We start from the raw sequence: 26,643 nt of genomic DNA on the forward strand, positions 1-26,643 counted from the left end.
ATAAGCGCAAAAGCCGTTTTGGGCAGTCTACCTGTCAAGAGTAATGCAGGACGTTTCCAGAGAGCGCCTTCACACACCTGTCATCCAGCTGTCACCGATGTCGCCTAACCTCGTGACTATTTCAGGGACGTTGCCATGACCCACGCTGAAGCCTTGCCTGTCGCCGCGCCCGGCCTGACCGCCGTGCTGTTCGGACTCAGTGGCTGTCTGGTGGATTTCGGTGCCCGTGCCCGGCAACACGCCAGCATGCTGCCCGAGCACGCCGACGCCACACCCGGCGCCCTTGACAGCTTGCTCAGCCTGCAGCGCCAGCAGATTCCCTGTGCGTGGATCGATGAACTGCCCCCTGCCCTCGCGCATCCCCTGGCGGCCTCTCTACCGGCGTGGATCAAACCGACGCAATATTCAGCAACAAACAATCCATGGCCCGCGCCGAATGCCTGCTGGCAGGCGCTGATGGGCTTGAACGTCAGCCGTCTGGATGGCTGCGTGCTGGTCAGTGGCGAGCCGCGCCTGCTGCAAGCGGGCCTCAACGCCGGGCTGTGGACCATTGGCCTGGCTTCCTGCGGCTCGTTGTGCGGCCTGTCGCCGAGCGAGTGGCAAGCCTTGAGCCAACAGGAGCGCGAACAGCGCCGCGGCAAGGCGACCCTGCAGTTGTTCAATCTGGGCGTGCATTCGGTGATCGACCACCTGGGCGAACTCGACACCTGCCTGGCCGACATCAACCTGCGCCGCCTCAAGGGCGAAAAGCCCTGACCGGGATCATGCAGGTTGCAGCAGAGTGGATTAATCTAAAGGTCAGCCATAGACCTTTGGCGCGCGGCTGCGGTCAATGCCAGTGCCTCTTGATAAAAGGAAACCACCATGCCCGCCCAAGAACTGCAAAAACAACTCGACACCCTGCGCGAGCAACTGGAGCAGAATCCGCCGCTGTCCGAAGCCGAGCGTGAAGATTTGCACGCGCTGATGGCGCAGATTGAAACCGAAATCAAACTGGAAAGCGCCACCCAGGACGCCAGTATCGCCGATGGCGTGAACCTGGCGGTTGACCGCTTTGAACTCGAACACCCGGCCATTGCCGGCACCCTGCGCAATATCGTCAATGCGCTGGGCAGCATGGGGATCTGATTCGCGGGCATCCCAAAAAAGCAAAAGATCGCAGCCTGCGGCAGCTCCTACAGGGAATCTCATGTAGGAGCTGCCGCAGGCTGCGATCTTTTGATCTTACTGACGGACCAGTCGGTGGTTCGGCAGTTGTACCGCTTCGGTGCTGCGATACGGGTTGATATCCAGCCCGCCGCGACGCACATACCGCGCAAACACCGTGAGCTTCTCCGGCTTCAGCAAACGCTGCAGGTCGAGGAAGATCCGCTCCACACACTGCTCGTGGAAGTCCGAGTGCTGGCGGAAGCTGACGATGTATTCCAGCAGACTGGCGTGATCCAGCGCCGCGCCACGATATTCCACGACCACGCTGCCCCAGTCTGGCTGGCTGGTCACCGGGCAGTTGGATTTGAGCAGATGGCTGTGCACGCTCTCTTCGACAATTCGCGAATCATCGCAACGCAGCAGTTCCGGACGCGGATGCTCATAGTTGCTGACGCTGATGTCCAGATCGTCGATGCACACGCCCGGCAACGCCACGACGCCTTCGGCCTCGACCTCTTTCAGGCTGCGTACGCGCACGCCGACCGGTTTGCCAGCAGCGGCCGACAGGTCCTTGACCAGCGTCGCTTCCAGGCTGGCGATGTCGGCAAACGGCGTCTGGTTCAGCGAGTTCAGGTACAACTTGAACGACTTCGATTCGATGATGTTCGGCGAATCCGCCGGAATGCTGAATTCACCGATCGCCACCACCGGTTTGCCCGACGGCAGCAGCCACGACAGTTCGAAGCAGTTCCAGAAATCCACACCTTTATACGGCAGGGTTTCAGCGGTCAGGCCCAGTTCGGCCCATTTCGCGGTGCGCGGAATCGGGAACAGCAGTGACGGCGTGTACGTGGCGATGTATTCGCTGGATTTGCCCAGCGGCGAATGTTCGGCTGCGGGATGCATGGCGGAAACCTGACTGAAGAATCAGCGGATTCTATCAGCCTTTGCGCCCGCCTTTGAGTGCTTACTGACTGACAGTCAGTTTGCCGACCATGCCCGCCTGGTAGTGACCGGGAATATTGCAGGCGAATTCCAGGCTGGTGGCCTTGCTGAAGGTCCAGGTCAGCTCCGCGGTCTTGCCCGGCTCGACCAGCACGCTGTTGGGGTCGTCGTGCTGCATGCCGTGGCCCATGCTGCCGTGATCCATGCCCGCCATGTCGTGGGACATTTCTTTCATGCCGGTAGGCGTCAGCATGCCGCTTTGCTGCATCTGCAACATTTCCTGCTGGTGCTGGGCATGCATCGCCGCGTCACCGAGGTTGAATTCGTGCAGCAACTGGCCTTTATTCACCAGGACAAAGCGAACCGTCTCACCGGCCTTGACCTGAATCGCCTTGGGGTCGAACGACATGTCGTTCAGTACAACTTCAATGCTGCGAGTAGCCTTGGCTGCTGGTGCCGGTTGGCCAAAATCATAAGTGTGTGCGGGAGCGGCCCAGACAGGTGAACTCAGTGCCAGCAAGCAGGCGGCGACGGCCAGAGGGTTGCGCAAAAACATGGTCATACTCCAACAAGAAAAGGTTCAGCCTGTGGGAAACTCTAGCCCGCCTGCGCTGGCAGCTACCTGACAGGCAGATTACAACTTTGTCAGGTTGGCGCACGCCGTCTGCTCCCACGGTATAACGCTTTCGTTTCTCTATATCCGAGTCGCCCATGAAACTGCTGATCGTCGAAGACCAACCGAAAACCGGCCACTACCTGCGCCAGGGCCTGACCGAGGCAGGGTTCAACACCGAACTGGTGGCCGACGGCAACAGCGGCCAGCAACTGGCGTTGAGCGGTGATTATGCGCTGCTGATTCTCGACGTGATGCTGCCCGGGCGCAGTGGCTGGCAGATTCTGCAAGCAGTGCGCAGTGCCGGCCTCGACACGCCGGTACTGTTTCTTACCGCCAAAGATGCAGTCGAGGATCGGGTTCATGGCCTCGAACTCGGCGCCGACGACTATCTGGTCAAACCGTTCGCCTTCTCCGAGTTGCTGGCGCGGGTGCGCAGCCTGCTACGCCGGGGCAGTGCGACACCCCAGGAAACCAGCCTGCAACTGGCCGACCTGCGCCTGGACCTGATTCGCCGCCGGGTCGAACGCAGTGGCCAGCGCATCGACCTCACCGCCAAAGAATTCGCCCTGCTGGAAATGCTCCTGCGCCGTCAGGGTGAAGTGTTGCCGAAATCGTTGATTGCCTCGCAAGTCTGGGACATGAACTTCGACAGCGACACCAACGTGATCGAAGTGGCGATCCGTCGCCTGCGTCTGAAGATCGACGATGACTTCCCCAGCAAACTGATCCACACCGTGCGTGGCATGGGTTACGTGCTTGAAGAGCGTCCAGCCTGATGCGTCGCCTGTCGCTGAGTTCTCGTCTGGCTCTGCTGTTTGCCGCGTGCACCGCCGTGGTCTCGCTGTTCGCCGGGGTGCTGTTCAGCCGCGCCAGCGAGGCGCACTTTATTGAGCTCGATCAGCAATTGCTGGATGGCAAACTGATCGGCCTGCGCCGGGCCTTGCAGGATGTGCAACCCGCTCAGCGTGAGGCGCGGCTGGCGGATGAGCTGAGCCGCCAGGCCGATCTGGCGCTGCGTATTACCGGCAGTGACGGCCAGCGCTGGTACGACAGTTCGACGCAGATCCCTACGGAGTTGCCGAAACAATCCGGCCTGTCGACCATCAGCCATGACGGCGCCGACTACCGCGTGCTCAACGCCCCGCTCTACCCGGACAAGTCCGATACACCACAACTGACGCTGCTGCTGGACATCACCCATCACCAGCACTTCCTGCAACGCATGCAGCATCTGATCTGGCTGACCGTCGGCTTGTCGGCCCTGGCCACTGCGCTGCTCGGCGCGTGGGCGGCGCGCAGCGGCTTGCGCCCACTGCGGCGCATGAGTGCAGTCGCCCGTGGGATTTCCGCACAATCGCTGAATGCCCGACTGCCGGAAGCGCAAATGCCGCCGGAGCTGGCAGAAATGGCCCACAGCTTCAACGCCATGCTCGGACGCCTCGATGACTCGTTTCAGCGGCTGTCGGCGTTTTCTGCCGACATCGCCCATGAACTGCGCACACCGCTGTCGAACCTGCTGACCCACACCCAGGTCACCCTCACCCGCCCACGGCCGCTCGAGGATTACCGCGAAGCCCTGCACAGCAACCTCGAAGAACTGCAATGGATGGCCCAACTGGTCAACGACATGCTTTATCTGGCCAAGGCTGACCATGGTTTGCTGATGCCCAAGCGCGAGGCGCTGGAGCTGGCGGATGAAAGCGATGTATTGCTCGAATTCTTCGCGCCACTGGCCGAAGACGCCGGGGTGACGCTGAGCCGTGAAGGTCATGCGCGAATAGAGGGCGATCGCAGCATGCTGCGCCGGGCCTTGTCGAATCTGCTGGATAACGCACTGCGCTTTACTCCAGCGGGAGGCAGCGTGCGCCTGTCCATCGTCGATCAGCCGCATGCGGTGCAGGTGTCGGTGGAGAACAGTGGCGAAGAGATTTCGGCAGAGCTGTTACCACGGCTGTTTGACCGGTTCTATCGCGCCGATCCGGCGCGGCATGAAGGCAGCAGTGAGCATGCAGGGTTGGGGCTGGCGATTACCCAATCGATCATCCGGGCGCATGGTGGGCAGATTCATTGCGAATCGGCTGCGGGGTGGACGCGGTTTGTGATCGAGTTGCCCAAGGAGGCTTGAGGCCAGCAGGTACGGCCCCATCGCGGGCAAGCCCGCTCCCACAGTATTTTGTGTCGTTCACATAATGGTGACTCAACTCAATACCTGTGGGAGCGGGCTTGCCCGCGATGGCGATTTCAGCGCTTACGAATATCTCAACGCGTGAGCCGGCTCGATCTTCGCCGCCCGCAACGCCGGGTACACCGTCGCCAGGAAGCTCAGAATAAAGCCCGCCGAGCAGATCAACAGCACATCCCCGCCCTGCAATTCCGAAGGCAAGTTGCTGACGAAGTACACGTCGGAACTGAAGATGTGCTGCCCGGTGACGCGCTCGACCCAGCCGACCATCTCGCTGACGTTCAGCGCGGCAATCACGCCGAGCACACCGCCAATCAATGTGCCGACAATGCCGATCACCGTGCCCTGCACCATGAAAATCGCCATGATCTGCCGTGGCGTGGCGCCGATGGTGCGCAGAATCGCGATATCCGCGCCTTTGTCGTTCACCACCATGATCAGCGTGGCGATGATGTTGAACGCCGCCACAGCGACAATCATCAGCAACAGCAGGCCGATCATGGTTTTTTCCATTTTCATCGCGCTGAACAGACTGCCCTGGGTGTGGGTCCAGTCGTCAGCCTTGAACTCGGCGCCCAGGCCTGCGGCGATGTCCGAGGAGACTTTCGGCGCGGCGTACAGATCCTTCACCGCCAAGCGCACGCTCTGCACCTGATTCGGCTGCCAGTGCTGCATGGTCGCGGCATCGGCCACGTGGATCAGGCCCATCGAGCCGTCCAGCTCGGCGCCTACCTTGAACACACCGACCACGTTCAGCCGTTGCATGCGCGGGGTGATGCCCCCCGGTGCGCTGCTGACTTCCGGGACGATCAGGGTGATCTTGTCGCCGACATTGAGACGGAAGCGGCGCGCGGTGATTTCACCGATTACCACGCCGAACTCACCCGGCTTCAGATCATCAAGACGCCCCTGCACGATGTGCTGGGCCACGATCGACACCTTGCCTTCCTGAGCCGGATCGACACCGCTGATCTGGATCGGCTGCATCAAGCCCTTGTAAGACAGCATGCCTTCCATCTCGGTGAACGGCACGGCGGCGGTCACTTCGGGATTTTTCAGCGCGGCAGCGGCCACCGGCTGCCAGTCATTGATCGGCTTGACGCCAACGATGGTCGCGTGCGGCACCATGCCGAGGATGCGCGAGCTCATTTCGCGCTGGAAGCCGTTCATCACCGACAGCACCACGATCATCGCCAGCACGCCGAGGGCGAGCCCGATCATCGAAGTCATCGAGATGAACGAAACAAAGCGATTGCGGCGCTTGGCGCGGGTATAGCGCGTGCCGATAAAGATCGATAACGGTCTGAACATTCGCTGGGGCACCGTATAAAAAATCAAGCTTAAAAAAGCGGCCAATCGTTTGAGAGCGTAGCGAGCGAAGGAAAGACAAGGCAAAAACAGGCGAGGAAGCGGAGTCTACTGGCTGTAAATGAGCATTCCGAGCCTGTTTTTAACGCAGTATTTCCGAGCGCAGTAGCTCTCAAGCGATTGGAGTCAGGCAGCCTTCCTGCAGTTGCAGGACGCGGTCCATCTGGCGGGCCAGGTTCATGTCGTGAGTCACCACCAGGAACGCCGTGCGCATCGAAGTGCTGAGTTCCAGCATCAAGTCCTGAATGCCTTCGGCGGTGTGCGAATCGAGGTTGCCGGTCGGCTCGTCGAGCATCACCAGGCCCGGATTGTTCACCAGCGCACGGGCGATGGCCACACGCTGGCGCTCGCCACCGGACAGCTCGGCCGGTTTGTGCTCCAGACGATGGCCCAGACCGACACGCTCCAGCAACGCGGTAGCACGCTGACGTGCTTGCGGGATCGCGGTCTTGCCGATCAGCAACGGCATGCAGACGTTTTCCAGTGCGGTGAATTCCGGCAGCAAGTGGTGGAACTGGTACACGAACCCGAGGGCACGGTTACGCAGCAGGCCACGCTTCTTTTCGCTCAGCGCTGACAGTTCTTCGCCGTCAAGCCAGACGCTGCCCTCGGTTGGGGTGTCGAGACCGCCCAGCAGGTTGAGCAAGGTACTTTTGCCCGAACCGGATTTGCCGACGATCGCCACACGCTCGCCCGGGTGCAACTCCAGTTGCAGACCGGCCAGCACTTGCACCGACTCCGGGCCTTCCTCGTAGGATTTGCCCAGGTTGCGGCAACTCAAGATTGCTTTATCACTCATGCCCGACTCACTCATAACGTAGCGCCTCCGCCGGCTGGGTGCGCGCAGCACGCCAGGCGGGATACAGGGTGGCGAGGAAACTCAGGACCAACGCAGCGGCGCAGACCATGACCACGTCCTGGCTCTGCACCTGCGACGGCAGGTAATCGATGAAATACACGTCGGCGTTGAGAAACTTGTGGCCGATCAGCCCTTCAAGGGCGGAAATAGCAGCGCTGACGTTGAGCGCGGCGAAGATCCCGACCACCGCACCAATCGCCGTACCGACCACGCCGATCACGGTGCCCTGCACCATGAACGTACGCATGATCGTCCCCGGCGTAGCGCCGAGGGTACGCAGAATGGCGATGTCGCTCTTCTTGTCATTCACCACCATCACCAGCGTGGAAATGATGTTGAACGCAGCCACCGCGACGATCAGCAGCAACAGCAGACCGATCATGGCTTTTTCCATGCGGATTGCCTGATACAGGTTGCCGTGGGTACGGGTCCAGTCGCGGGCGTAGTAATGGTCTTCGCCCAACTGCTGGGCGATGGTCCAGGCCACGCGCGGCGCCTGGAACAGATCATCGAACTTCAACCGGATGCCCTGCACCTGATCAGGTTTCCAGCGGTGCATCTTCGCCAGATCCTGCAGGTTGGTGACGCCCAGATAGCCGTCCAGCTCACCGGCGCCGACATGGAAGATGCCGACCACGGTAAAGCGCTTCATGCGCGGGAACATCCCGGCCGGGGTCACGCTGACCTCCGGCGCGACGAAGGTGACTTTGTCACCCAGGCCCACGCCGAGCTTGGTCGCGGCCTTGTCGCCGATGACGATGCCGAAGCTGCCCGGCGTCAAATCGTCGAGTTTGCCCTGCTTCATGAAGTTGTCGATGATCGACACATTGCGCTCGAGCGCGGGGTCGATGGCGTTGAGCAACACCTTGGACACCTGGCCGTTGTTGGTCAGCAAACCCTGCATCTGAGTAAACGGCGCAACGGCCGTTACCTCCGGGTTGCGCTTGACCTTGGCGGCCAGGCTCTGCCAATCGTTGATCGGTTCGCCGGTTTCAAGAGTCGCGTGGGGCACCATGCCCAGCACGCGGGTACGCATCTCATGATCGAAGCCGTTCATCACCGAGAGCACCACGATCATCACGATCACGCCGAGGGCGAGCCCGATCATCGAAGTCAGGGAAATGAATGACACAAAATGATTGCGACGCTTTGCACGGGTATAACGCGTGCCGATAAATACGAAGAGAGGTCTGAACATGTCGGGGCTTGTTCGGAGGGAAAAGGAACGTCCTTGTGGCGGGGGTCGATAACCAGCTTTACACTCAGACCACCGCCGCTACCATGGGTTCGCCATGTCGACATTAGATGAAGAAGATCGCCGCGAATACTACCGTATCGAGGACATGATCGCACTGGAAATTCGGCCCCTGTCCGCTCCCGAAGCCGCAGGCCAGGAAGTGTTGCAGGATGCTTCCCCGCTGTTCAACCTGCTCAGCGAACTGCACCTGAGCGAATTCGAGTCGCAGCACCTGTTGCGCCAGATCAGCGAGCGCGACCGGGCCATTGCCGCGTTCCTCAAATCCCAGAACAAACGCATCGATCTGCTCAGTCAGGTGGTCGCCCTGACCGTGCTCGGCCATATCGGCGAGCCGCAGCCGGTGATCCTCTCCGAAGGCGGAATCGACTTTCAGCACCCGACGCCGATCGCCACGGGCGCGCACCTGTCGGTGAAACTGGTGCTGATGCCGCAGGCACTGGGCCTGCTGCTGCGTGCCCGCGTGACCCATTGCGACCGCAAGGGCGATGGCTACGACGTCGGCACCGAGTTCGAACACTTGACCGACGCCCAACGCCAGTTGCTCGCCCGCTATATCTTGCAGAAACAGGCCCAGGAACGACGCCTGGCCCGTGAACAGAACGAATCAGGCATTTAATTAAGGAAGCACCGTGACCCTCATCTACGGCCACCGCGGCGCCAAGGGCGAAGCACCGGAAAATACCCTGACCAGTTTTCAGGAATGTCTCAAGCACGGCGTACGCCGTTGCGAACTGGATCTGCACCTGTCCAAGGACGGCGAGCTGATGGTGATCCACGACCCGACCCTCAAGCGCACCACCGACCGGCGCGGCAAGGTGGTCGAGCACACCGCCGCCGAACTGGTGACCTACGACGCGCGCAAGGGCGGCCCGGGCTGGATCAAGCCGTGCCCGATTCCGACCCTGGAAGAACTGTTCGAGCAGTGCGATTTCGAGCACTGGCAACTGGAAGTCAAAAGCGCTTCACGCACCCGCGCCGCCACCACCGTGTTGGCGATTCGCGAAATGGCCCAGCGTCATGGCTTGCTGGACAAGGTCACCATTACTTCGAGTTCGCGGGAAGTACTGAAGGCAGCGCTGGAGTTGGTGCCGGACGTGTCGCGTGGACTGGTCGCCGAATACGCCTGGCTCGACCCGTTGAAGGTCGCCGCCAGCTATGGCTGTGAGATTCTGGCGCTGAACTGGACGCTGTGTACGCCGGAACGCCTGCAGAAGGCGCAGCGTCAGGGGCTGCATGTGTCGGTGTGGACCGTCAACGAGCCTGCGCTGATGCGCAGACTCGCCGACTTCGGCGTTGACAGCCTGATTACAGACTTTCCCGGTTTGGCCACTGCCACCCTCGAGAATTGCTGAAATCGGTCTCCCCGGCCGGCTCAGGCCACCGGCCGGAGCCCGTCAAAAAAGCCGGTTGAGGCCGTCGTACGCCGCTACCCGATAGGCTTCGGCCATGGTCGGGTAGTTGAACGTGGTGTTGACGAAGTACTTCAGCGTATTCAACTCACCCGGCTGGTTCATGATCGCCTGACCGATGTGCACGATCTCCGACGCCTGATAACCGAAGCAGTGAACACCCAGCACTTCCAGGGTTTCACGGTGGAACAGGATTTTCAGCATGCCTTGCGGCTCGCCGGCGATCTGCGCACGCGCCATGCTCTTGAAGAACGCCTTGCCGACTTCGTACGGCACTTTGGCCTGGGTCAGTTCCTGCTCGTTCTTGCCGATCGAGCTGATCTCCGGAATGGTGTAGATGCCGGTCGGCACATCATTCACAAAGCGCCAGCTACCGTTATCGACAATGCTGCCAGCCGCCGAACGCCCTTGGTCGTGGGCGGCACTGGCCAGGCTCGGCCAGCCGATCACGTCGCCGGCGCCGTAGATGTTCGGCACGCAGGTACGGTAAGCCTCGTCGACTTCGATCTGGCCACGGCTGTTGACCTTGACCCCGATGTTTTCCAGACCCAACTGGTCGGTGTTACCGGTACGGCCGTTGCACCAGAGCAAAGCGTCGGCCTTGATCTTCTTGCCGGACTTCAGGTGCAGGATCACGCCGTTGTCCACGCCTTCAACGCGATCGTAATCTTCGTTGTGGCGCACGGTGATGTTGTTGTTGCTGAAGTGGTAGCTCAACGCCTGGGAGATTTCCGAGTCGAGGAAGCTCAGCAACTGACCGCGGTTGTCCACCAGCTCGACCAGCACCCCCAGACCGCTGAAGATCGAGGCGTATTCGCAACCGATCACGCCGGCGCCGTAAACGATCAGTTTGCGCGGGGTGTGGCCAAGGCTGAGGATGGTGTCGCTATCGTAGATACGCGGGTGATTGAAATCGATGTCCGCCGGGCGATACGGACGCGAACCGGTAGCGATGATGATGTGCTTGGCCACCAGTTTCTCGACCACGCCGTTGGCGCAGACCACTTCGATGGTTTGCTCGTCGGCAAAGCTGCCGGTACCGATGAACACGTCGACGCGGTTACGGGCGTAGTAGCCGGTGCGCGAAGCGACTTGTTTGGAGATAACCTTTTCAGCGCTTTTCAACACGTCCGGGAAGGAGAACCAGCGTGGCTCGCCGATCGCCCGGAACATCGGATTGGTGTTGAACTGCATGATCTGCCGCACCGAGTGACGCAGGGCCTTGGACGGGATGGTTCCCAGGTGGGTGCAGTTGCCGCCGACCTGGCGACGACTGTCGACCATGGCCACCTTGCGCCCTGCTTTGGCGGCGTTCATTGCCGCGCCTTCTCCCGCCGGGCCGGAACCCAGCACCACCACGTCGTAGTTGTAGACAGCCATGCGTACTCCTCAGAACAGGCCGCGGTGCCAGCAGCACCGGCGGCTAAATCACGCCGAATCGCGGCGCGAAGGAACAATTGGGGGCCAGTAAAGAACCCGGACACAGTCTATAGAAGCGTCAACGCCGCGCACATTAACCCTTGGTCGCGTCGTAGGCTACTTTTGCCTGCACTACAACGCCAGCTTTCGTACTGTTTTCAGTCAACTTTTGCACGACTCAGGCGCTCGAAAGCCGCACTGGTGCGAATAACAAAGCCTGTATCGGCACGAATCACGAAGAATGCACCAATGTCGTGTTTTTCGGCATAGTCCCAAGCCCTTTCAGGCCCGAGAATCAGCAACAGCGTCGATAGTCCATCGGCCATCAACGCTGAAGGATGAATCACCGTGACTGATGCCAGGTTGTGCAGGACCGGCGCCCCGCTCCGCGCATCGAAGGTGTGGGAATAGCGCCGGCCGTCCTGCAGGAAATAGTTGCGGTAATCACCGGAGGTGGACAAGCCGTAGCCATCGACCTGAATGATCCGTTCGGCCACCTGTTGATCGTCACGCGGCGCCTCCAGCGCGATGCGCCATGCCGAGCCGTCGAGCTTATTGCCCTTGGCCTTCAGCTCGCCGGTGGCTTCGGCGAGATAGTCATGGATGCCCATCGATTCGAGTCTGGCGGCGATGGTGTCGACGGCGTATCCGGCGGCGATGCTGTTGAAGTCGACTTCGACAGCAGCGTCCTTGCACAAGCGGTCGCCGTCGATACGCAAATGGCGGTAGCCGACCCGCTGCAGGGTTTCGGCCAGCACGGCGGGGTCGGGGACTTTCTCTTCACGCCCTTGCGGGCCGAACCCCCACAGATTCATCAGCGGCTCGACGGTCAAGTCGTAGGCACCTTCGCTTTGCTCTGCCAGTTGCTTACCAACTCGGACCAATTCGAGCACGGCAGCCGGCATGGTCTGACAGCTGTTCGCTGGCAAGGCATTGAAACGTTCGATGTCGGAGTCATTGCGATAGGTCGACATCTGCCGATCCACTTTCGCGAGGATAGCCTCCACTTCCCGGCGAACTTGCGCCGGTTCGGCAATACCCGCGTGTCGCACGTACTTGATCGAATACGTGCTGCCCATGGTCGGCCCCCCAAAGCTTTCCATGGACTCACCGTTGCCACAGGCCACGAGTACAACCACCACACTCACAAGCCCAACCCATCGTCCAGTGAACAATTCTTCATCTCCCCATAAAAGCGCGCCAGCCATTATGGATCAAAGGCCCGCACGCTCCCCAACGGATGCAACGCGTTACAAGAAACCCATAATGAGTAACTGAAAATGTCCTCGACCACGGGCAAAGGCAAAGCGATTTTTCGCGTTGTCAGCGGTAACTTTCTCGAGATGTTCGACTTTATGGTCTATGGCTTCTACGCCACGGCCATTGCCAAAACCTTCTTCCCGGCCGACAGCGCCTTCGCTTCCCTGATGCTGTCCCTGGCCACCTTCGGCGCTGGCTTCCTGATGCGTCCGCTGGGGGCGATCTTCCTTGGTGCTTACATTGACCGTCACGGTCGTCGCCAGGGCCTGATCATTACCCTTGCGCTGATGGCCGCCGGTACGATCCTGATCGCCTGCGTGCCGGGTTACGCCACCCTGGGTGTCGCCGCGCCGTTGATCGTGCTGTTCGGTCGCTTGCTGCAAGGCTTCTCGGCCGGCGTCGAGCTGGGCGGTGTTTCGGTGTATCTGGCGGAAATCGCCACGCCGGGCCGCAAGGGCTTTTTCGTCAGTTGGCAGTCGGCAAGCCAGCAAGCAGCGGTGGTGTTTGCCGGTCTGCTCGGGGTGGGTCTCAACCACTGGCTGAGCCCGGAGCAGATGGGTGACTGGGGCTGGCGCGTGCCGTTCCTGATCGGTTGCATGATCGTTCCGGTGATCTTCGTGATTCGTCGCTCGCTGGAAGAAACGCCGGAATTCCAGGCGCGCAAACATCGCCCTACCCTGCGGGAAATCGTCCGCTCGATCGGTCAGAACTTCGGCATCGTCATCGCTGGCATGGCGCTGGTGGTGATGACCACGGTTTCGTTCTACCTGATCACTGCCTACACCCCGACGTTCGGCAAGGCCGAACTGCATCTGTCGGACTTCGACGCGCTGCTGGTAACGGTGTGCATCGGTCTGTCGAACTTCTTCTGGCTGCCAGTGATGGGCGCGGTGTCCGACAAGATCGGGCGCAAACCCCTACTGCTGGCGGCGACCCTTCTGGCGATCCTGACCGCTTACCCGGCGCTGTCGTGGCTGGTGGCGAACCCGAGCTTCAGTCATCTGCTGATCGTCGAGCTGTGGCTGTCGTTCCTGTACGGCTCGTACAACGGCGCGATGGTGGTGGCGCTGACCGAAATCATGCCGGTGGAAGTGCGCACGACCGGGTTCTCGCTGGCCTATAGCCTGGCGACAGCGACCTTTGGCGGCTTTACGCCTGCGGCCTGTACTTACCTGATTCACGTGCTGGACAACAAGGCTGCGCCGGGAATCTGGCTCAGCGGTGCGGCGGTGCTGGGGCTGATTGCGACGCTGGTGCTGTTCCGCGGAAACAAACATGAATTGCGCACTGCGCAAGCCGCTGTGGCAGGTGGCGCCAGATAGGACGCCATCGCTGGCAAGCCAGCTCCACAAGGTCTTGAGGCGTACATGCCATTGCGCAGCCTGCCAGGAAACCTGTGGGAGCTGGCTTGCCAGCGATGAGGCCGGATCAGGCAATAGAGATCTGCCAGGCATAAAAAAACGCCCCGACCTAAGTCGGGGCGTTTTCATTTGCAGTCAAGGCTTAGCGCGGGAACGCTGGCGGGTTTACACCGGCCATGTCTTCCATCACGCGAACCACCTGGCAGCTGTAGCCGAACTCGTTGTCGTACCAGACATACAGCACAACGCGGTTGTCCTGAACGATGGTCGCTTCAGCATCGACCACACCGGCGTGACGCGAACCCACGAAGTCAGTGGACACCACTTCCTGCGAGTTGACGAAGTCGATCTGCTTGTGCAGATCGGAGTGCAGCGCCATGTAGCGCAGGTACTCGTTCATCTCTTCACGGCTGGCGGCTTTCTCAAGGTTCAGGTTGAGAATGGCCATCGACACGTTTGGCGTCGGAACGCGGATCGCGTTACCGGTCAGCTTGCCGGCCAGCTCAGGCAGGGCCTTGGCAGCAGCGGTGGCAGCACCGGTCTCGGTGATGACCATGTTCAGCGCGGCGGAACGGCCACGACGGTCACCCTTGTGGAAGTTGTCGATCAGGTTCTGGTCGTTGGTGTACGAGTGAACGGTTTCGACGTGACCGTTGATGATGCCGAACTTGTCATTCACAGCCTTCAGCACCGGCACGATGGCGTTGGTGGTGCAAGAAGCGGCGGACACGATCTTGTCGTCAGCGGTGATTTCGTTGTGGTTGATACCGTGAACGATGTTCTTCAGCTTGCCTTTGCCAGGCGCGGTCAGAACAACGCGAGCAACACCCGGGCATTGCAGGTGTTGACCCAGGCCATCGGCGTCACGCCATACACCGGTGTTGTCCACCAGCAGCGCGTCTTTGATGCCGTACTGGGTGTAATCCACCTCGGTCGGGTTCTTCGCGTAGATCACCTGGATCAGGTTACCGTTGGCGGTGATGGTGTTGTTTTCTTCGTCGATGACGATGGTGCCGTTGAACGGACCGTGTACCGAATCGCGACGCAGCAGGCTGGCGCGTTTGGTCAGGTCGTTTTCGGCGCCCTTGCGCACGACGATGGCACGCAGACGCAGACCGTCGCCACCACCGGTTTTCTCGATCAGGATGCGCGCCAGCAGACGGCCGATACGACCGAAGCCGTACAGCACAACGTCAGTGCCTTTGCGGGCCGAAGCGTTTTGCTGACCAACCACGTCAGCCAGTTCTTCACGCACGAACTGCTCGGCGCTGCGGCCATTGCCTTCGCTGCGGAATTTGAACGCCAACTTGCCCAGGTCTACCGAAGCCGCGCCGAGCTTGAGCTCGCTCATGGCTTTAAGCAGAGGGAATGTTTCGTGGACGGAGAGTTCGCTATCGTCGGAGGAACGGTGGCGAGCAAAGCGGTGAGCTTTGAGAATCGCGATGACAGACTGGTTGATCAGGCTGCGGCCATAGATCGAGCTCACCACGTTGTTATTGCGGTAGAGCTGACCGATAAGCGGAATCATCGCTTCTGCGAGTGCTTCACGGTCGATCCATTCACCAAGACACTGGTCGGGCTTCTGAGTCACGGGAACCTTCCACATGTAGGGGCAGAAAAAAGGGGCTACATTATGCCGCCGAGAACCTCTTGTAGCAATGCGCGCTTGTCGCGCAATCGGTAACAAAATTCCGTTCAAAAAAATTACGCCTCGCGCCAGCCCAGTAAAACCGGGGCTTTCAGCGCAGTCAATTTTTCGACGACTGTTAAACGATGTCTGTAACCCTCCGTAACACCGGTCGATTTCGGCACTACATAACCGTAAAAAAAGTGCTCGTTTTTATGGTTACCACTACATTTCGCGCAAACCGCGCAGATAGACGCAGTCTGCAACTGACAGCCGGCACCTGACGCCGCTACAATTACCGACTTTGTCGCAACGCCTGGAGCTCAACCTTCCGTGCCTGTTCTGCGTCTACCGCTTCTCCCTGCCGCGGCAGGTAAACAGCATTGGGGCAACTTGCCCGGTGCCGCCCTCAGCCTCGCGATTGCCGAGGCTGCCAGCGCAGCCAAGCGCTTCACCCTGCTACTGACCGCCGACAGCCAGAGTGCCGAACGGCTGGAACAGGAGCTGAGTTTCTTCGCCCCGGATTTGCCCGTGCTGCATTTCCCCGACTGGGAAACCCTGCCGTACGATCTGTTCTCGCCGCACCAGGACATCATTTCCCAGCGCATCGCCAGTCTTTATAGGCTGCCGGAACTTGCGCACGGCGTGCTGGTGGTGCCGATCACCACCGCCCTGCATCGCCTGGCGCCGACCAAATTTCTGCTCGGCAGCAGCCTGGTGCTGGATGTCGGGCAGAAGCTCGATGTCGAACAGATGCGCTCGCGCCTGGAAGCCAGCGGCTATCGCTACGTCGATACGGTTTACGAGCACGGCGAGTTCACCGTACGCGGCGCGTTGATCGACCTGTTCCCGATGGGCAGCAAACTGCCCTATCGCATCGACCTGTTCGACGACGAAATCGAAACCCTGCGTACCTTCGACCCGGAAAACCAGCGCTCCATCGACAAGGTCGAATCGGTCAAACTGCTGCCGGCGCGAGAGTTTCCGCTGCAGAAAGATGCGGTCACCCGCTTCAAGGCGCGGTTCCGCGAGCGCTTCGATGTCGACTTCCGGCGCTGCCCGATCTTCCAGGACCTGAGCAGCGGCATCACGCCCGCCGGTATCGAGTACTACCTGCCGCTGTTCTTCGATGAGACTTCGACGCTGTTCGATTACCTGCCGCAGGACACGCAAGTGTTCTCGCTGCCGGGCATCGAGCAAGCAGCGGAAAACTTCTGGAACGACGTGCGCAATCGCTACGAAGAGCGCCGCGTCGATCCATCACGTCCTTTATTGCCGCCCGCCGAACTGTTCCTGCCGGTGGAGGACTGCTTCGCCCGTCTCAAGAGCTGGCCACGGGTAGTGGCCAGTCAGCAGGACGTCGAAGCCGGTGCCGGTCGCGAGCGCTTCCCGGCGCAAGCGCTGCCGAACCTGGCGATCGAAGCCAAGGCGACGCAACCGCTGGCGGCACTCTCGGCATTCATCGACGAATTCCCCGGACGCGTGCTGTTCACCGCCGAATCCGCGGGCCGTCGTGAAGTCCTGCTGGAGTTGCTGGAGCGTCTGAAGCTGCGGCCGAAAACCGTCGACAGCTGGCCGGACTTCGTTGCGAGCAAGGACCGTCTGGCGATCACCATTGCCCCGCTCGACGAGGGTTTGATGCTCGATGACCCGGCGCTGGCGCTGGTGGCCGAGAGTCCGCTGTTCGGTCAGCGGGTGATGCAGCGTCGTCGCCGGGAAAAACGTGCCGACGCCAACAACGATGCCGTGATCAAGAACCTCACCGAGCTGCGCGAAGGCGCGCCAGTGGTGCACATCGATCACGGGGTCGGGCGTTATCTGGGCCTGACGATTCTGGAAATCGACAATCAGGCGGCCGAATTCCTCACCCTGGAATACGCCGAGAACGCCAAGCTCTACGTGCCGGTGGCCAACCTGCACCTGATCGCCCGTTACACCGGCAGCGATGACTCACTGGCACCGCTGCACCGCCTCGGCTCCGAAACCTGGCAGAAAGCCAAGCGCAAGGCGGCCGAACAGGTGCGCGATGTCGCTGCTGAATTGCTCGACATCTATGCCCGCCGCGCCGCGCGCGAAGGCTACGCGTTTGCCGACCCGAAAGCCGATTACGCGACGTTCAGCGCCGGTTTCCCGTTCGAAGAAACCCCGGATCAGCAAGCGACCATCGAAGCCGTGCGCGAAGACATGCTCGCGCCGAAGCCGATGGATCGCCTGGTCTGCGGCGACGTCGGTTTCGGCAAGACCGAAGTGGCGATGCGCGCAGCGTTCATCGCCGTGCACGGCGGGCGTCAGGTGGCGATTCTGGTGCCGACCACCCTGCTCGCCCAGCAACACTACAACAGCTTCCGCGACCGCTTCGCCGACTGGCCGGTGACCGTAGAAGTGATGAGTCGCTTCAAATCGGCCAAGGAAGTCAACGCGGCGATTGCCGATCTGGCGGAAGGCAAGATCGACATCGTCATCGGTACGCACAAGCTGCTGTCCGACGATGTGAAGATCAAAAACCTCGGACTGGTGATCATCGACGAAGAACACCGTTTCGGTGTCCGGCAGAAAGAGCAGCTCAAGGCCCTGCGCAGCGAAGTCGACATTCTGACACTGACCGCCACGCCGATTCCGCGCACGCTGAACATGGCGGTGTCGGGTATGCGCGATCTGTCGATCATCGCCACGCCGCCAGCGCGCCGCCTGTCGGTGCGCACCTTCGTCATGGAGCAGAACAAGAGCACGGTCAAAGAGGCCCTGCTGCGTGAACTGCTGCGCGGTGGGCAGGTTTACTACTTGCACAACGACGTGAAGACCATCGAGAAGTGCGCTGCCGATCTCGCCGAACTGGTGCCGGAAGCGCGGATCGGCATCGGCCATGGGCAGATGCGCGAACGCGAACTCGAACAGGTGATGAGCGACTTCTATCACAAGCGCTTCAACGTGCTGATCGCCTCGACCATCATCGAGACCGGCATCGACGTGCCGAGCGCCAACACCATCATCATCGAGCGCGCCGACAAGTTCGGCCTGGCGCAATTGCACCAGTTGCGCGGACGTGTGGGTCGCAGTCACCACCAGGCTTACGCCTACCTGCTGACGCCGCCGCGCCAGCAAATCACCTCGGACGCGGAAAAGCGTCTGGAAGCGATTGCCAACACTCAGGATCTGGGCGCCGGTTTCGTACTGGCGACCAACGACCTGGAAATCCGTGGCGCCGGCGAATTGCTCGGCGACGGCCAGAGCGGGCAGATTCAGGCCGTGGGCTTCACGCTCTACATGGAGATGCTCGAACGCGCGGTGAAGTCGATCCGCAAGGGCGAGCAACCGAACCTTGATCAACCGCTCGGCGGTGGCCCGGAAGTCAACCTGCGGGTGCCGGCGCTGATACCGGAAGACTATCTGCCGGATGTTCATGCCCGCCTGATCCTGTACAAGCGCATCGCTTCGGCCACCGACGAGGAAGGCCTGAAGGATCTGCAAGTGGAGATGATCGACCGCTTCGGTCTGCTGCCGGAGCCGACCAAGAATCTGGTGCGCATCACCGCGCTGAAGTTGCAGGCCGAACAACTGGGCATCAAGAAAGTCGACGGTGGCCCGCAGGGTGGCCGCATCGAGTTCGCCGCGCAGACGCCGGTCGACCCGATGACCTTGATCAAACTGATCCAGACTCAGCCAAAACGCTACAAATTCGAAGGCGCCACAATGTTCAAGTTCCAAGTGCCGATGGAACGCCCGGAAGAGCGCTTTAATACTGTAGAGGCGCTGTTCGAGCGCCTCCTCCCGAAAACTGTTTGAAGGACGCCGCATGCGCCTGTTTCGCTCACTGACTTTGCTACTCAGCTTCGTAGCACCGATGGCGTTTGCCGATGACACCTACATGGTCGAAATGATTCTGGTGCGGCAGAACGCCGTACCGGCGATTGTCAGCCGCGCGGCCCCGGAAGACTGGGCAGCCGGCGCTCAACGCCTCGACGATGCCAGCCAGCGCACACCTGCCTTGAATGAGGTGGCCAACAAACTCAGCGCCACCGGCGAGTACAGCGTGCTGCTGCACAAGGCCTGGCAGCAAACCCTCGGCGAAGCGCCGACCAAGGTGGCCGTCAGCGACGGCAAGGAACAGTTCGGCCAGTTCCCGATCGAAGGCACCCTGGAAATGAAACTCGGGCGCTTCACCGACGTGAACGCCGACTTCTGGGTCAACCAGATCGACGCCAACGGCATGGTCACTGCCAGCGAACGCTTGAAGCAGGACAGCCACACTAAAAACGGCCAGCTCAACTATCTCGACAACGGCCACCTGGCGCTGCTGATCAAGATCACTTCCCTGACGGCGCCCGCCCCTCGGCAAGCTCCTGAAGCGATTCCGGACTGATCGAAGTCCTTATGTCCCCGCCCCTGAGTAAACCGTTGGCACCCTCCTGGGTCAGCCGATTCAAGGAACAGAGCCTGGAGCGTGGCCGCCGCTACGCCCTGGAGAATCGGGTACGCATCGCGCAGGTTGGCGATGCGACCATCACCGCCAGTTGCGAAGGCTCTGGCGGTAACGTCTACCGTCAGACCATTCACCTGCGTGAGTCAGCCAAAGGCACCCTGCTGCTGGTTGACGCCAGCTGTACCTGCCCGGTGCGCAACAACTGCAAGCACTGCGCTGCGGTACTTCTGCAAGTGCAGGAAACCCTCGAATACCCGGCCGCCGCAAAAGACGCCGAACTGCTGGAAAAACTCCAGGCCGTATTGGAGAACCGCAGCCCCAAGGCGCCGCCGCAAGTGCTGGTGGACAACGTGCAACCGCTGCCGCGCCTGTGGCTGGCCAGCGTCGAGTTCAGCGCGTTCGAGCCACGCAACGGCAAGATGCAGCGCTACATCCAGCATCGCGCGGCGCTGTCGTTCAGCTATCTGGATGAATACGTCAGCGGACAGAAAAACAGCGACATCCTGATCCGCCAGGAAACCCAGACGCTGCGGATAAAACGCCATCCTGAAGTGGAACAGTCCTACCGCGAACAGTTAAGAATCCTCGGCTTTCGCATCGCCACCCGCCAGAGCAAGGCGCTGCCGGAAAGCGCCGGCGAGCTGTACGAGATGGTCAACGACAGCGCCTGGCTGACCTTCACCCTCAACGAATTGCCGAAGCTGCGCACCCAAGGTTGGGAATTGCAGATCGACGAGGAATTCGGCTTCGACCTGACCGCCGTCGACGACTGGTACGCCACCGTCGAACAGGCGCCGGAGCGCGACTGGTTCGATCTGGAGCTGGGGATTATCGTCAATGGCGAACGCCTGAGCCTGCTGCCGATCCTGCTCAACCTGATGCGCTCGCACACGGAAATCCTCAACCCGGAACGCCTGGCACGGCGACGCGATGACGAACTGATTCTGGTCAATATTCCGCAACGCAACAGTGAGCACGGGCCACTGCAGGTGGCCCTGCCCCTTGGCCGACTGAAACCGGTGCTGGCGACACTGGGCGAGTTTTACTTGCAGGAGCCGGGCGAAACCACCCTGCGCCTGAGCAAAGCCGACGCGACGCGGCTCAATTCGCTGGAAGGCCTTCCCCTGCTGTGGGAAGGCGGCGAGCAGATTCGCAGCTTCGCCCAACGCCTGCGCGACATTCGCGACTTCAGCGCCAAAGCGCCGAAGGGCTTGAACGCGACGTTGCGGCCTTATCAGCTCGAAGGCTTGAGCTGGATGCAGTCCCTGCGTCAGCTAGAGGTTGGCGGGATCCTGGCGGACGACATGGGCCTGGGCAAAACCCTACAGACTCTGGCGCATATTCTCAGCGAGAAAAATGCCGGGCGCCTGGATCGGCCGTGCATGGTGGTGATGCCCACCAGCCTGATCCCGAACTGGCTCGACGAAGCTGCGCACTTCACGCCGCAACTGAAAGTGGTCGCGCTGTACGGTGCCGCCCGCAAAAAACACTTCGAGCATCTGGCCGATTTCGACCTGATCCTCACCACTTACGCGCTGATGCCCAAGGACGTCGAGCGCCTGGCGCAACAGCCGCTGCACGTTCTGGTGCTGGACGAAGCCCAATACATCAAGAACCCCAACAGCAAAGCCGCACAGGCTGCCCGCGAACTCAACGCGCGCCAACGGCTGTGCCTGAGCGGCACACCGCTGGAAAACCACCTCGGCGAGTTGTGGTCGTTGTTCCACTTTCTGCTGCCGGGCTGGCTGGGCGACGTCAAAAGTTTCAATGCCGACTACCGCGTTCCGATCGAAAAACGCGCCAGCGAAGTCAGATTGCAGCACCTCAATGGGCGGATAAAACCGTTTCTGCTGCGCCGCACCAAGGAACAGGTGGCTACCGAGCTGCCACCCAAGACCGAGATCATCCACTGGGTCGATCTCAACGAAGCCCAGCGCGACGTGTACGAAACCATGCGCCTGGCGATGGACAAGAAGGTTCGTGACGAGATCACTCGCAAGGGTGTGGCGCGTAGCCAGATCATCATTCTCGAAGCCCTGCTCAAGCTGCGTCAGGTTTGCTGCGACTTGCGCCTGGTCAACGACGCCACCCTGCCCGCTCGCGGCAGCAGTTCCGGCAAGCTCGACAGCCTGATGGAAATGCTCGAGGAGTTGTTTGAGGAAGGTCGGCGAATTCTGCTGTTCTCGCAGTTCACGTCGATGCTGTCACTGATCGAAGACGAACTGAAAAAACGCAACGTGGCCTATGCCCTGCTGACGGGACAGACCCGCGATCGGCGCACGCCGGTGAAGGAATTCCAGAGCGGTAAGCGTCAGATCTTTCTGATCAGCCTGAAGGCCGGTGGCGTTGGTTTGAACCTGACCGAAGCGGACACGGTGATTCATTACGACCCGTGGTGGAACCCGGCAACCGAGAATCAGGCGACTGACCGCGCGTACCGGATCGGCCAGGAAAAGCCGGTGTTCGTTTACAAGATGATTGCCCGGGGCACGGTGGAAGAGAAGATTCAGCACCTGCAGAAGGAAAAGTCCGACCTGGCAGCTGGCGTGCTGGATGGGCGCAAGGCCGGAGACTGGAAACTACAGAGCGATGACATCGAAGCGCTGTTTGCGCCGTTGCCGGATAAGCTCGACAAGCGTTGAGCCCCTCCCTGCCAATTAGAGAGCTGTCGCTGGCAAGCCAGCTCCCACAAGGTTATGAGTCGAACACAACACTGTGATTCAACTCGATACCTGTGGCAGCTGGCTTGCCAGCGATGAGGCCAAATCGGTTTCGGTCAGACTCAGCCCTTGAGCACCCGCGCCAACGCCGATTTCACTTTGCCCATCCCGTCATGCAGCGCCTGCTCGATCTCGGCCATGATGATCACTTCGGTGGTCTTGCCCGCCGCCGGATTCACCACCAGCGCCAGGCAGGCGTAATCTAGCTCCAGTTCACGGGCCAGCGCGGCTTCCGGCATGCCGGTCATGCCAACGATGTCGCAGCCATCGCGCTCCAGTCGCACGATCTCCGCCACGGTTTCCAGACGCGGGCCCTGAGTGCAGGCATACACACCCTGATCGCTGTATTCGCAACCTTCGGCAGCCACCGCCGCAATCAATTGCTGACGCAGCGGCTCGCTGTAAGGAAAGCTGAAATCGATGTGGGTGACGTGCTCCAGATCGTCGGCGAAAAACGTGTGTTCGCGACCGCTGGTGTAGTCGACGATCTGATGCGGCACACAGAAATGGCCGGTGCCCATGGCCGGGTGAATCCCGCCCACCGCGTTGACCGCGATGATCGCCTCCGCGCCAGCCTGCTTCAGCGCCCACAGGTTGGCGCGGTAGTTGACCTTGTGTGGCGGAAAGCGATGCGGATGGCCGTGACGGGCGAGGAACAGCACTTCCTTGCCAGCGTATTCACCGATCTGCACGTCGGCTGATGGCGCGCCATAAGGCGTGTCTACCGCCAGCGATTGGCGAATGGTCAAGCCTTCGAGTTGAGTCAGGCCAGTGCCACCAATGATTGCGTAAACCGTCATAGCAAATAATCCTTAATCGATCAGTTGAGCGTCTTTGAGCGCACCGATTGCAGTGAGCCAGCGCGGGTCCTGACGGTAGTCGGTGCTGGCGAACGCCTGGCCGCGCATCCGCGCAATGCGCGTGGACGGCTTGACCTTCATCCGTTGCGCGGCACTGAGCGCAAGTTCCGCAGCAGCGCGGTCGTTGCACACCAGCCCCATATCACAGCCGGCAGTCAGTGCGGCTTCGATACGGCTGGCGGCATCGCCAACCACGTGAGCGCCGGCCATTGAAAGGTCGTCGCTGAAGATCACCCCGTCGAACTGCAACTCGCCGCGCAGGATCTCCTGCAACCAGCGACGGGAGAAGCCGGCAGGTTGCGAATCGACTTGCGGATAGATGACGTGGGCGGGCATGACCGCCGCGAGCTGCTTACTCAACCTGGCGAACGGTACAAGGTCATTGGCGCGGATGTCGTCAAGGCTGCGCTCGTCGTTCGGGATCGCGACGTGGGAATCGGCTTCAGCCCAGCCGTGACCGGGGAAATGTTTGCCAGTGGCAGCCATGCCGGCGCTGTTCATGCCGCGAATAAACGCTCCAGCGAGCAATGCGGCGCGCTCGGGATCACTCTCGAACGAACGGGTGCCAACCACGGCGCTGCGCTGGTAATCCAGGTCCAGTACCGGGGCGAAACTCAGATCAAGGCCGACCGCCAGCACTTCAGTGGCCATGATCCAGCCGCATTGCTCAGCGAGGTACTCGGCATTCGGGTTGTCAGCAATGGCGCGCATCGCCGGCAGGCGCACGAAGCCCTGACGCAGGCGCTGGACGCGACCGCCCTCCTGGTCCACCGCCAGCAGCAGATCCGGGCGAATGGCGCGGATCGCGGCGCTCAGCTCACGCACCTGCCGTGGATGCTCGATGTTACGGGCAAAAATGATCAGGCCACCCACTTCGGGCTGACGCAACAATTGGCGATCTTCGGCCGTCAGCCAGGTACCGGCGACGTCCACCATCAACGAGCCTTGCAGGCCAGCAGTCATAGAAATTCCTTGAAAACGAAAAACCCGACCCGCAGGAAATCGCTACCGTGAGCAATGCTCGGCAGGTCGGCAATTTCTTGGGATTTCGGGTTCAGAACGAGAGTCGGCATGGGCGGCTAGCTTAGCGGATGTAAACTGCCGCGCCCACCCGTGTGCGGTTAAACCTTGGCGGCTACCGGAGTCGACTTGCTGCGCGGACGCAATTGCGCTGTTGCCATCGCCGGATCGGTGACACCGGTTTCGGCACGCATGCCAGCGGCGAGGAACGGCACCATCAGGCGCATCACCTGTTCGATCGACGTGTTGACGCCGAAATCGGTCTCGGCAATCGCGCGCAGGGCCTTGATGCCCGACATGCTGAACGCCGCAGCGCCGAGCATGAAGTGCACGCGCCAGAACAGTTCGATTGGCGGAATGCGCGGAGCCGCTTCGTTGACCAGCAGCATGTAGCGGCGGAACACCTTGCCGTACATGTCTTCCAGATAACGACGCAGGTGACCCTGGCTCTGGCTGAACGCCAACCCGAGCAAACGCATGAAAATCGACAGGTCGTTACCGCTGCGTGGCTGGACCACCAGCGCCTGTTCAACGAGGATCTCCAGCAACTCTTCAAGTGTCGGTTTGTTTTCCGGCTTGGCCTGACGCCGTTCCAACTCTTTATCAAGACTGACGCAGAACGGCCCGAGGAAGCGCGAAAAAACCGCCTGGATCAGGGCTTTCTTGGAGCCGAAATGATAGTTCACCGCCGCCAGGTTTACCCCGGCCTTGCTGGTGATCAAACGCAATGAGGTTTCGGCGAAACCTTTCTCCGCGAACAACTGCTCGGCAGCATCAAGAATGCGTTCAACGGTTTCCGACTGGGCCATGGCTACTCCGCCTGACAAACACTTGTTTGAAACATACGTTTCAGCCTGTGCCTTGTCAAGCCTGCCAGTTCGTTTTGGGAATGGTCGGTCAGCTATTTAACCACACTCGTCCGCTCCTTTAATAAGCACGGCAGCCGACCGTCCGGCGGGCCGCAAAAAAACGGGCATTGCCAAGACTGCTTCACTGTATATAATCCCAGTCACTGTATAAAAAGACAGAGCGATCAATATGCTAAAGCTGACGCCACGCCAAGCCGAGATTCTGGCCTTTATCAAACGCTGCCTCGAAGACAACGGCTACCCGCCAACCCGCGCGGAAATCGCTCAGGAGCTGGGTTTCAAGTCGCCAAACGCGGCTGAAGAGCACCTCAAGGCCCTGGCCCGCAAAGGCGCCATCGAGATGACGCCTGGTGCTTCTCGGGGCATCCGCATCCCTGGCTTCGAAGCCAAGACCGATGACTCCACCCTGCCAATCATTGGCCGGGTCGCCGCCGGTGCTCCGATCCTCGCCCAGCAGCACATCGAAGAGTCCTGCAACATCAACCCGGCCTTCTTCCATCCCCGAGCCGACTACCTGTTGCGCGTACACGGCATGAGCATGAAGGACATCGGCATTTTCGACGGTGACCTGCTGGCGGTTCACACTACTCGCGAAGCACGCAATGGCCAGGTCGTGGTTGCACGGATCGGCGATGAAGTGACGGTCAAGCGCTTCAAGCGCGAAGGCAGCAAAGTCTGGCTGATTGCCGAAAACCCTGAGTTCGCCCCTATCGAAGTCGACCTGAAAGATCAGGAACTGGTGATCGAAGGCTTGAGTGTCGGCGTCATCCGCCGCTAAAGGAGGCTTTATGCAGTTCCCACACACACCTCAGCAAACACAACTGCCTTTATTCGAAGCGTTTCTGGCACAACCGATGGCGCCGATCCTGAAAGATGTCGTCGAGCGCCCATGGATTGCCGAACCGGAAGTATTCAGTGAGCTGTCACTGCGCGGTGCGGCCGGGAACTGCCTGAACCTGCTTGCCCCGATCCTTCGTGAACTGAGCGAGGATCAGGACGCGCGCTGGCTGACGCTGATCGCCCCACCCGCCAGCCTGACCCAAACCTGGCTGCGAGAGGCCGGCCTGAACCGTGAACGCATTCTGCTGCTGCAACCACGTGGCGCGCAAAGCGCTCAGCAACTGGCGTGTGAAGCGCTGCGTCTGGGCCGTAGCCACACAGTGGTGACATGGCTCAACCCACTGAACACAAGTTCCCGGCAACAGCTGATCGGCGCTGCCCGCACGGGCGACGCTCAGAGCCTGAACATTCGACTGGGTTGATTCACTGGTAACGCGCGCTGTGTGAAGCGCATGGCTTCT

General features: G+C 60.7%; 23 protein-coding genes. 12 read left to right on the plus strand and 11 right to left on the minus strand.

The features are described from left to right. Window positions 1–135: 135 nt before the first annotated feature. A complete protein-coding gene (gene pcrP, locus AC193Q_RS10850) occupies window positions 136–756 on the plus strand; it encodes an HAD superfamily inactivated hydrolase PcrP (RefSeq protein ID WP_121186387.1) in 621 nt (206 codons plus the stop codon). 108 nt (window positions 757–864) lie between these two features. Continuing rightward, entirely contained in the window at window positions 865–1,128 is a 264-nt protein-coding gene (locus AC193Q_RS10855) for a DUF4404 family protein (protein ID WP_041074003.1), read from the plus strand. Between the two features lie 96 nt (window positions 1,129–1,224). On the opposite strand, the gene queF is transcribed toward AC193Q_RS10855, so the two are convergent. Both queF and copI read right to left on the minus strand, forming a co-directional pair. Beyond that, the gene (gene queF / locus AC193Q_RS10860; protein WP_121186389.1) at window positions 1,225–2,055 is read right to left on the minus strand and encodes an NADPH-dependent 7-cyano-7-deazaguanine reductase QueF; all 831 of its coding nucleotides are present in this window, start codon (window positions 2,053–2,055) and stop codon (window positions 1,225–1,227) included. 61 nt (window positions 2,056–2,116) lie between these two features. Next, window positions 2,117–2,650 (minus strand): copper-resistant cuproprotein CopI, encoded by a 534-nt coding sequence (gene copI, locus AC193Q_RS10865; protein WP_121186391.1) that lies wholly within the window; start codon window positions 2,648–2,650, stop codon window positions 2,117–2,119. A 155-nt stretch (window positions 2,651–2,805) separates the two neighbouring features. Here copI and AC193Q_RS10870 point away from each other — a divergent pair, with 155 nt between their 5' ends. Both AC193Q_RS10870 and AC193Q_RS10875 read left to right on the plus strand, forming a co-directional pair. Further along, complete coding sequence (locus AC193Q_RS10870; RefSeq protein ID WP_121186393.1) at window positions 2,806–3,486, plus strand: heavy metal response regulator transcription factor; 681 nt, start codon at window positions 2,806–2,808, stop codon at window positions 3,484–3,486. Further along, a complete protein-coding gene (locus tag AC193Q_RS10875) occupies window positions 3,486–4,835 on the plus strand; it encodes a heavy metal sensor histidine kinase (RefSeq protein ID WP_483879533.1) in 1,350 nt (449 codons plus the stop codon). Before AC193Q_RS10870 ends, AC193Q_RS10875 begins: the two co-directional genes overlap by 1 nt. Window positions 4,836–4,958: 123 nt before the next feature. Here the strand turns inward: AC193Q_RS10875 and AC193Q_RS10880 are convergent, their stop codons facing one another. From AC193Q_RS10880 to AC193Q_RS10890, 3 genes are all read right to left on the minus strand, one after another. Further along, window positions 4,959–6,203 carry a lipoprotein-releasing ABC transporter permease subunit gene (locus AC193Q_RS10880; protein WP_121186397.1) on the minus strand — a complete coding sequence of 415 codons (1,245 nt, stop codon included), beginning with the start codon at window positions 6,201–6,203 and terminating at the stop codon, window positions 4,959–4,961. 169 nt (window positions 6,204–6,372) lie between these two features. Beyond that, window positions 6,373–7,059 (minus strand): lipoprotein-releasing ABC transporter ATP-binding protein LolD, encoded by a 687-nt coding sequence (lolD, locus tag AC193Q_RS10885; protein WP_167734160.1) that lies wholly within the window; start codon window positions 7,057–7,059, stop codon window positions 6,373–6,375. A gap of 7 nt (window positions 7,060–7,066) precedes the next feature. Further along, complete coding sequence (locus tag AC193Q_RS10890) at window positions 7,067–8,317, minus strand: lipoprotein-releasing ABC transporter permease subunit (RefSeq protein ID WP_095668723.1); 1,251 nt, start codon at window positions 8,315–8,317, stop codon at window positions 7,067–7,069. Between the two features lie 94 nt (window positions 8,318–8,411). Between AC193Q_RS10890 and AC193Q_RS10895 the strand changes: the two genes are divergently transcribed. Further along, on the plus strand, window positions 8,412–8,993 hold the full coding sequence (locus AC193Q_RS10895; protein ID WP_047295261.1) for a PilZ domain-containing protein: 582 nt from the start codon (window positions 8,412–8,414) through the stop codon (window positions 8,991–8,993). Between the two features lie 13 nt (window positions 8,994–9,006). Then, window positions 9,007–9,729 carry a glycerophosphodiester phosphodiesterase gene (locus tag AC193Q_RS10900; RefSeq protein WP_041068969.1) on the plus strand — a complete coding sequence of 241 codons (723 nt, stop codon included), beginning with the start codon at window positions 9,007–9,009 and terminating at the stop codon, window positions 9,727–9,729. Between the two features lie 42 nt (window positions 9,730–9,771). On the opposite strand, the gene sthA is transcribed toward AC193Q_RS10900, so the two are convergent. Beyond that, a complete protein-coding gene (sthA, locus tag AC193Q_RS10905; protein ID WP_041068973.1) occupies window positions 9,772–11,166 on the minus strand; it encodes a Si-specific NAD(P)(+) transhydrogenase in 1,395 nt (464 codons plus the stop codon). A gap of 197 nt (window positions 11,167–11,363) precedes the next feature. After that, window positions 11,364–12,413, minus strand: a complete 1,050-nt coding sequence (locus tag AC193Q_RS10910) for an FAD:protein FMN transferase (protein ID WP_183082858.1) — start codon at window positions 12,411–12,413, stop codon at window positions 11,364–11,366. Between the two features lie 72 nt (window positions 12,414–12,485). Between AC193Q_RS10910 and tcuC the strand changes: the two genes are divergently transcribed. Next, window positions 12,486–13,787 (plus strand): MFS transporter, encoded by a 1,302-nt coding sequence (gene tcuC / locus AC193Q_RS10915; RefSeq protein ID WP_047295263.1) that lies wholly within the window; start codon window positions 12,486–12,488, stop codon window positions 13,785–13,787. 181 nt (window positions 13,788–13,968) lie between these two features. On the opposite strand, the gene AC193Q_RS10920 is transcribed toward tcuC, so the two are convergent. Continuing rightward, window positions 13,969–15,432, minus strand: coding sequence for a glyceraldehyde-3-phosphate dehydrogenase (locus AC193Q_RS10920; RefSeq protein WP_003226583.1), 1,464 nt, complete (start codon window positions 15,430–15,432; stop codon window positions 13,969–13,971). 354 nt (window positions 15,433–15,786) lie between these two features. On the opposite strand from AC193Q_RS10920, the gene mfd reads away from it, so the two are divergent. The 3 genes from mfd to AC193Q_RS10935 are packed head-to-tail and all read left to right on the plus strand — an operon-like array spanning window position 15,787 to window position 22,515. Continuing rightward, window positions 15,787–19,236, plus strand: coding sequence for a transcription-repair coupling factor (gene mfd / locus AC193Q_RS10925; protein WP_121186403.1), 3,450 nt, complete (start codon window positions 15,787–15,789; stop codon window positions 19,234–19,236). 10 nt (window positions 19,237–19,246) lie between these two features. Next, a complete protein-coding gene (locus tag AC193Q_RS10930) occupies window positions 19,247–19,813 on the plus strand; it encodes a CsiV family protein (protein ID WP_047295268.1) in 567 nt (188 codons plus the stop codon). A gap of 11 nt (window positions 19,814–19,824) precedes the next feature. Further along, window positions 19,825–22,515 (plus strand): DEAD/DEAH box helicase, encoded by a 2,691-nt coding sequence (locus AC193Q_RS10935; RefSeq protein WP_483879534.1) that lies wholly within the window; start codon window positions 19,825–19,827, stop codon window positions 22,513–22,515. 140 nt (window positions 22,516–22,655) lie between these two features. Here AC193Q_RS10935 and AC193Q_RS10940 read toward each other — a convergent pair whose 3' ends face one another. The 3 genes from AC193Q_RS10940 to AC193Q_RS10950 all read right to left on the minus strand — a co-directional run bounded on the left by AC193Q_RS10940 (window position 22,656) and on the right by AC193Q_RS10950 (window position 25,282). Continuing rightward, window positions 22,656–23,393: an S-methyl-5'-thioinosine phosphorylase gene (locus AC193Q_RS10940; protein ID WP_121186406.1), complete on the minus strand. Its 738-nt coding sequence runs from the start codon at window positions 23,391–23,393 to the stop codon at window positions 22,656–22,658. Window positions 23,394–23,405: 12 nt separating this feature from the next. Then, entirely contained in the window at window positions 23,406–24,416 is a 1,011-nt protein-coding gene (gene nagZ, locus AC193Q_RS10945; RefSeq protein ID WP_121186408.1) for a beta-N-acetylhexosaminidase, read from the minus strand. 158 nt (window positions 24,417–24,574) lie between these two features. Further along, on the minus strand, window positions 24,575–25,282 hold the full coding sequence (locus tag AC193Q_RS10950) for a TetR/AcrR family transcriptional regulator (RefSeq protein WP_047295276.1): 708 nt from the start codon (window positions 25,280–25,282) through the stop codon (window positions 24,575–24,577). A 229-nt stretch (window positions 25,283–25,511) separates the two neighbouring features. Here AC193Q_RS10950 and lexA point away from each other — a divergent pair, with 229 nt between their 5' ends. Together lexA and sulA are read left to right on the plus strand one after the other, a co-directional pair. Beyond that, complete coding sequence (gene lexA, locus AC193Q_RS10955; RefSeq protein WP_103485794.1) at window positions 25,512–26,120, plus strand: transcriptional repressor LexA; 609 nt, start codon at window positions 25,512–25,514, stop codon at window positions 26,118–26,120. A 10-nt stretch (window positions 26,121–26,130) separates the two neighbouring features. Beyond that, the gene (gene sulA, locus AC193Q_RS10960) at window positions 26,131–26,604 is read left to right on the plus strand and encodes an SOS-induced cell division inhibitor SulA (RefSeq protein ID WP_041068994.1); all 474 of its coding nucleotides are present in this window, start codon (window positions 26,131–26,133) and stop codon (window positions 26,602–26,604) included. Window positions 26,605–26,643: the final 39 nt, after the last annotated feature.

Source organism: Pseudomonas sp. F2, assembly GCF_057174385.1.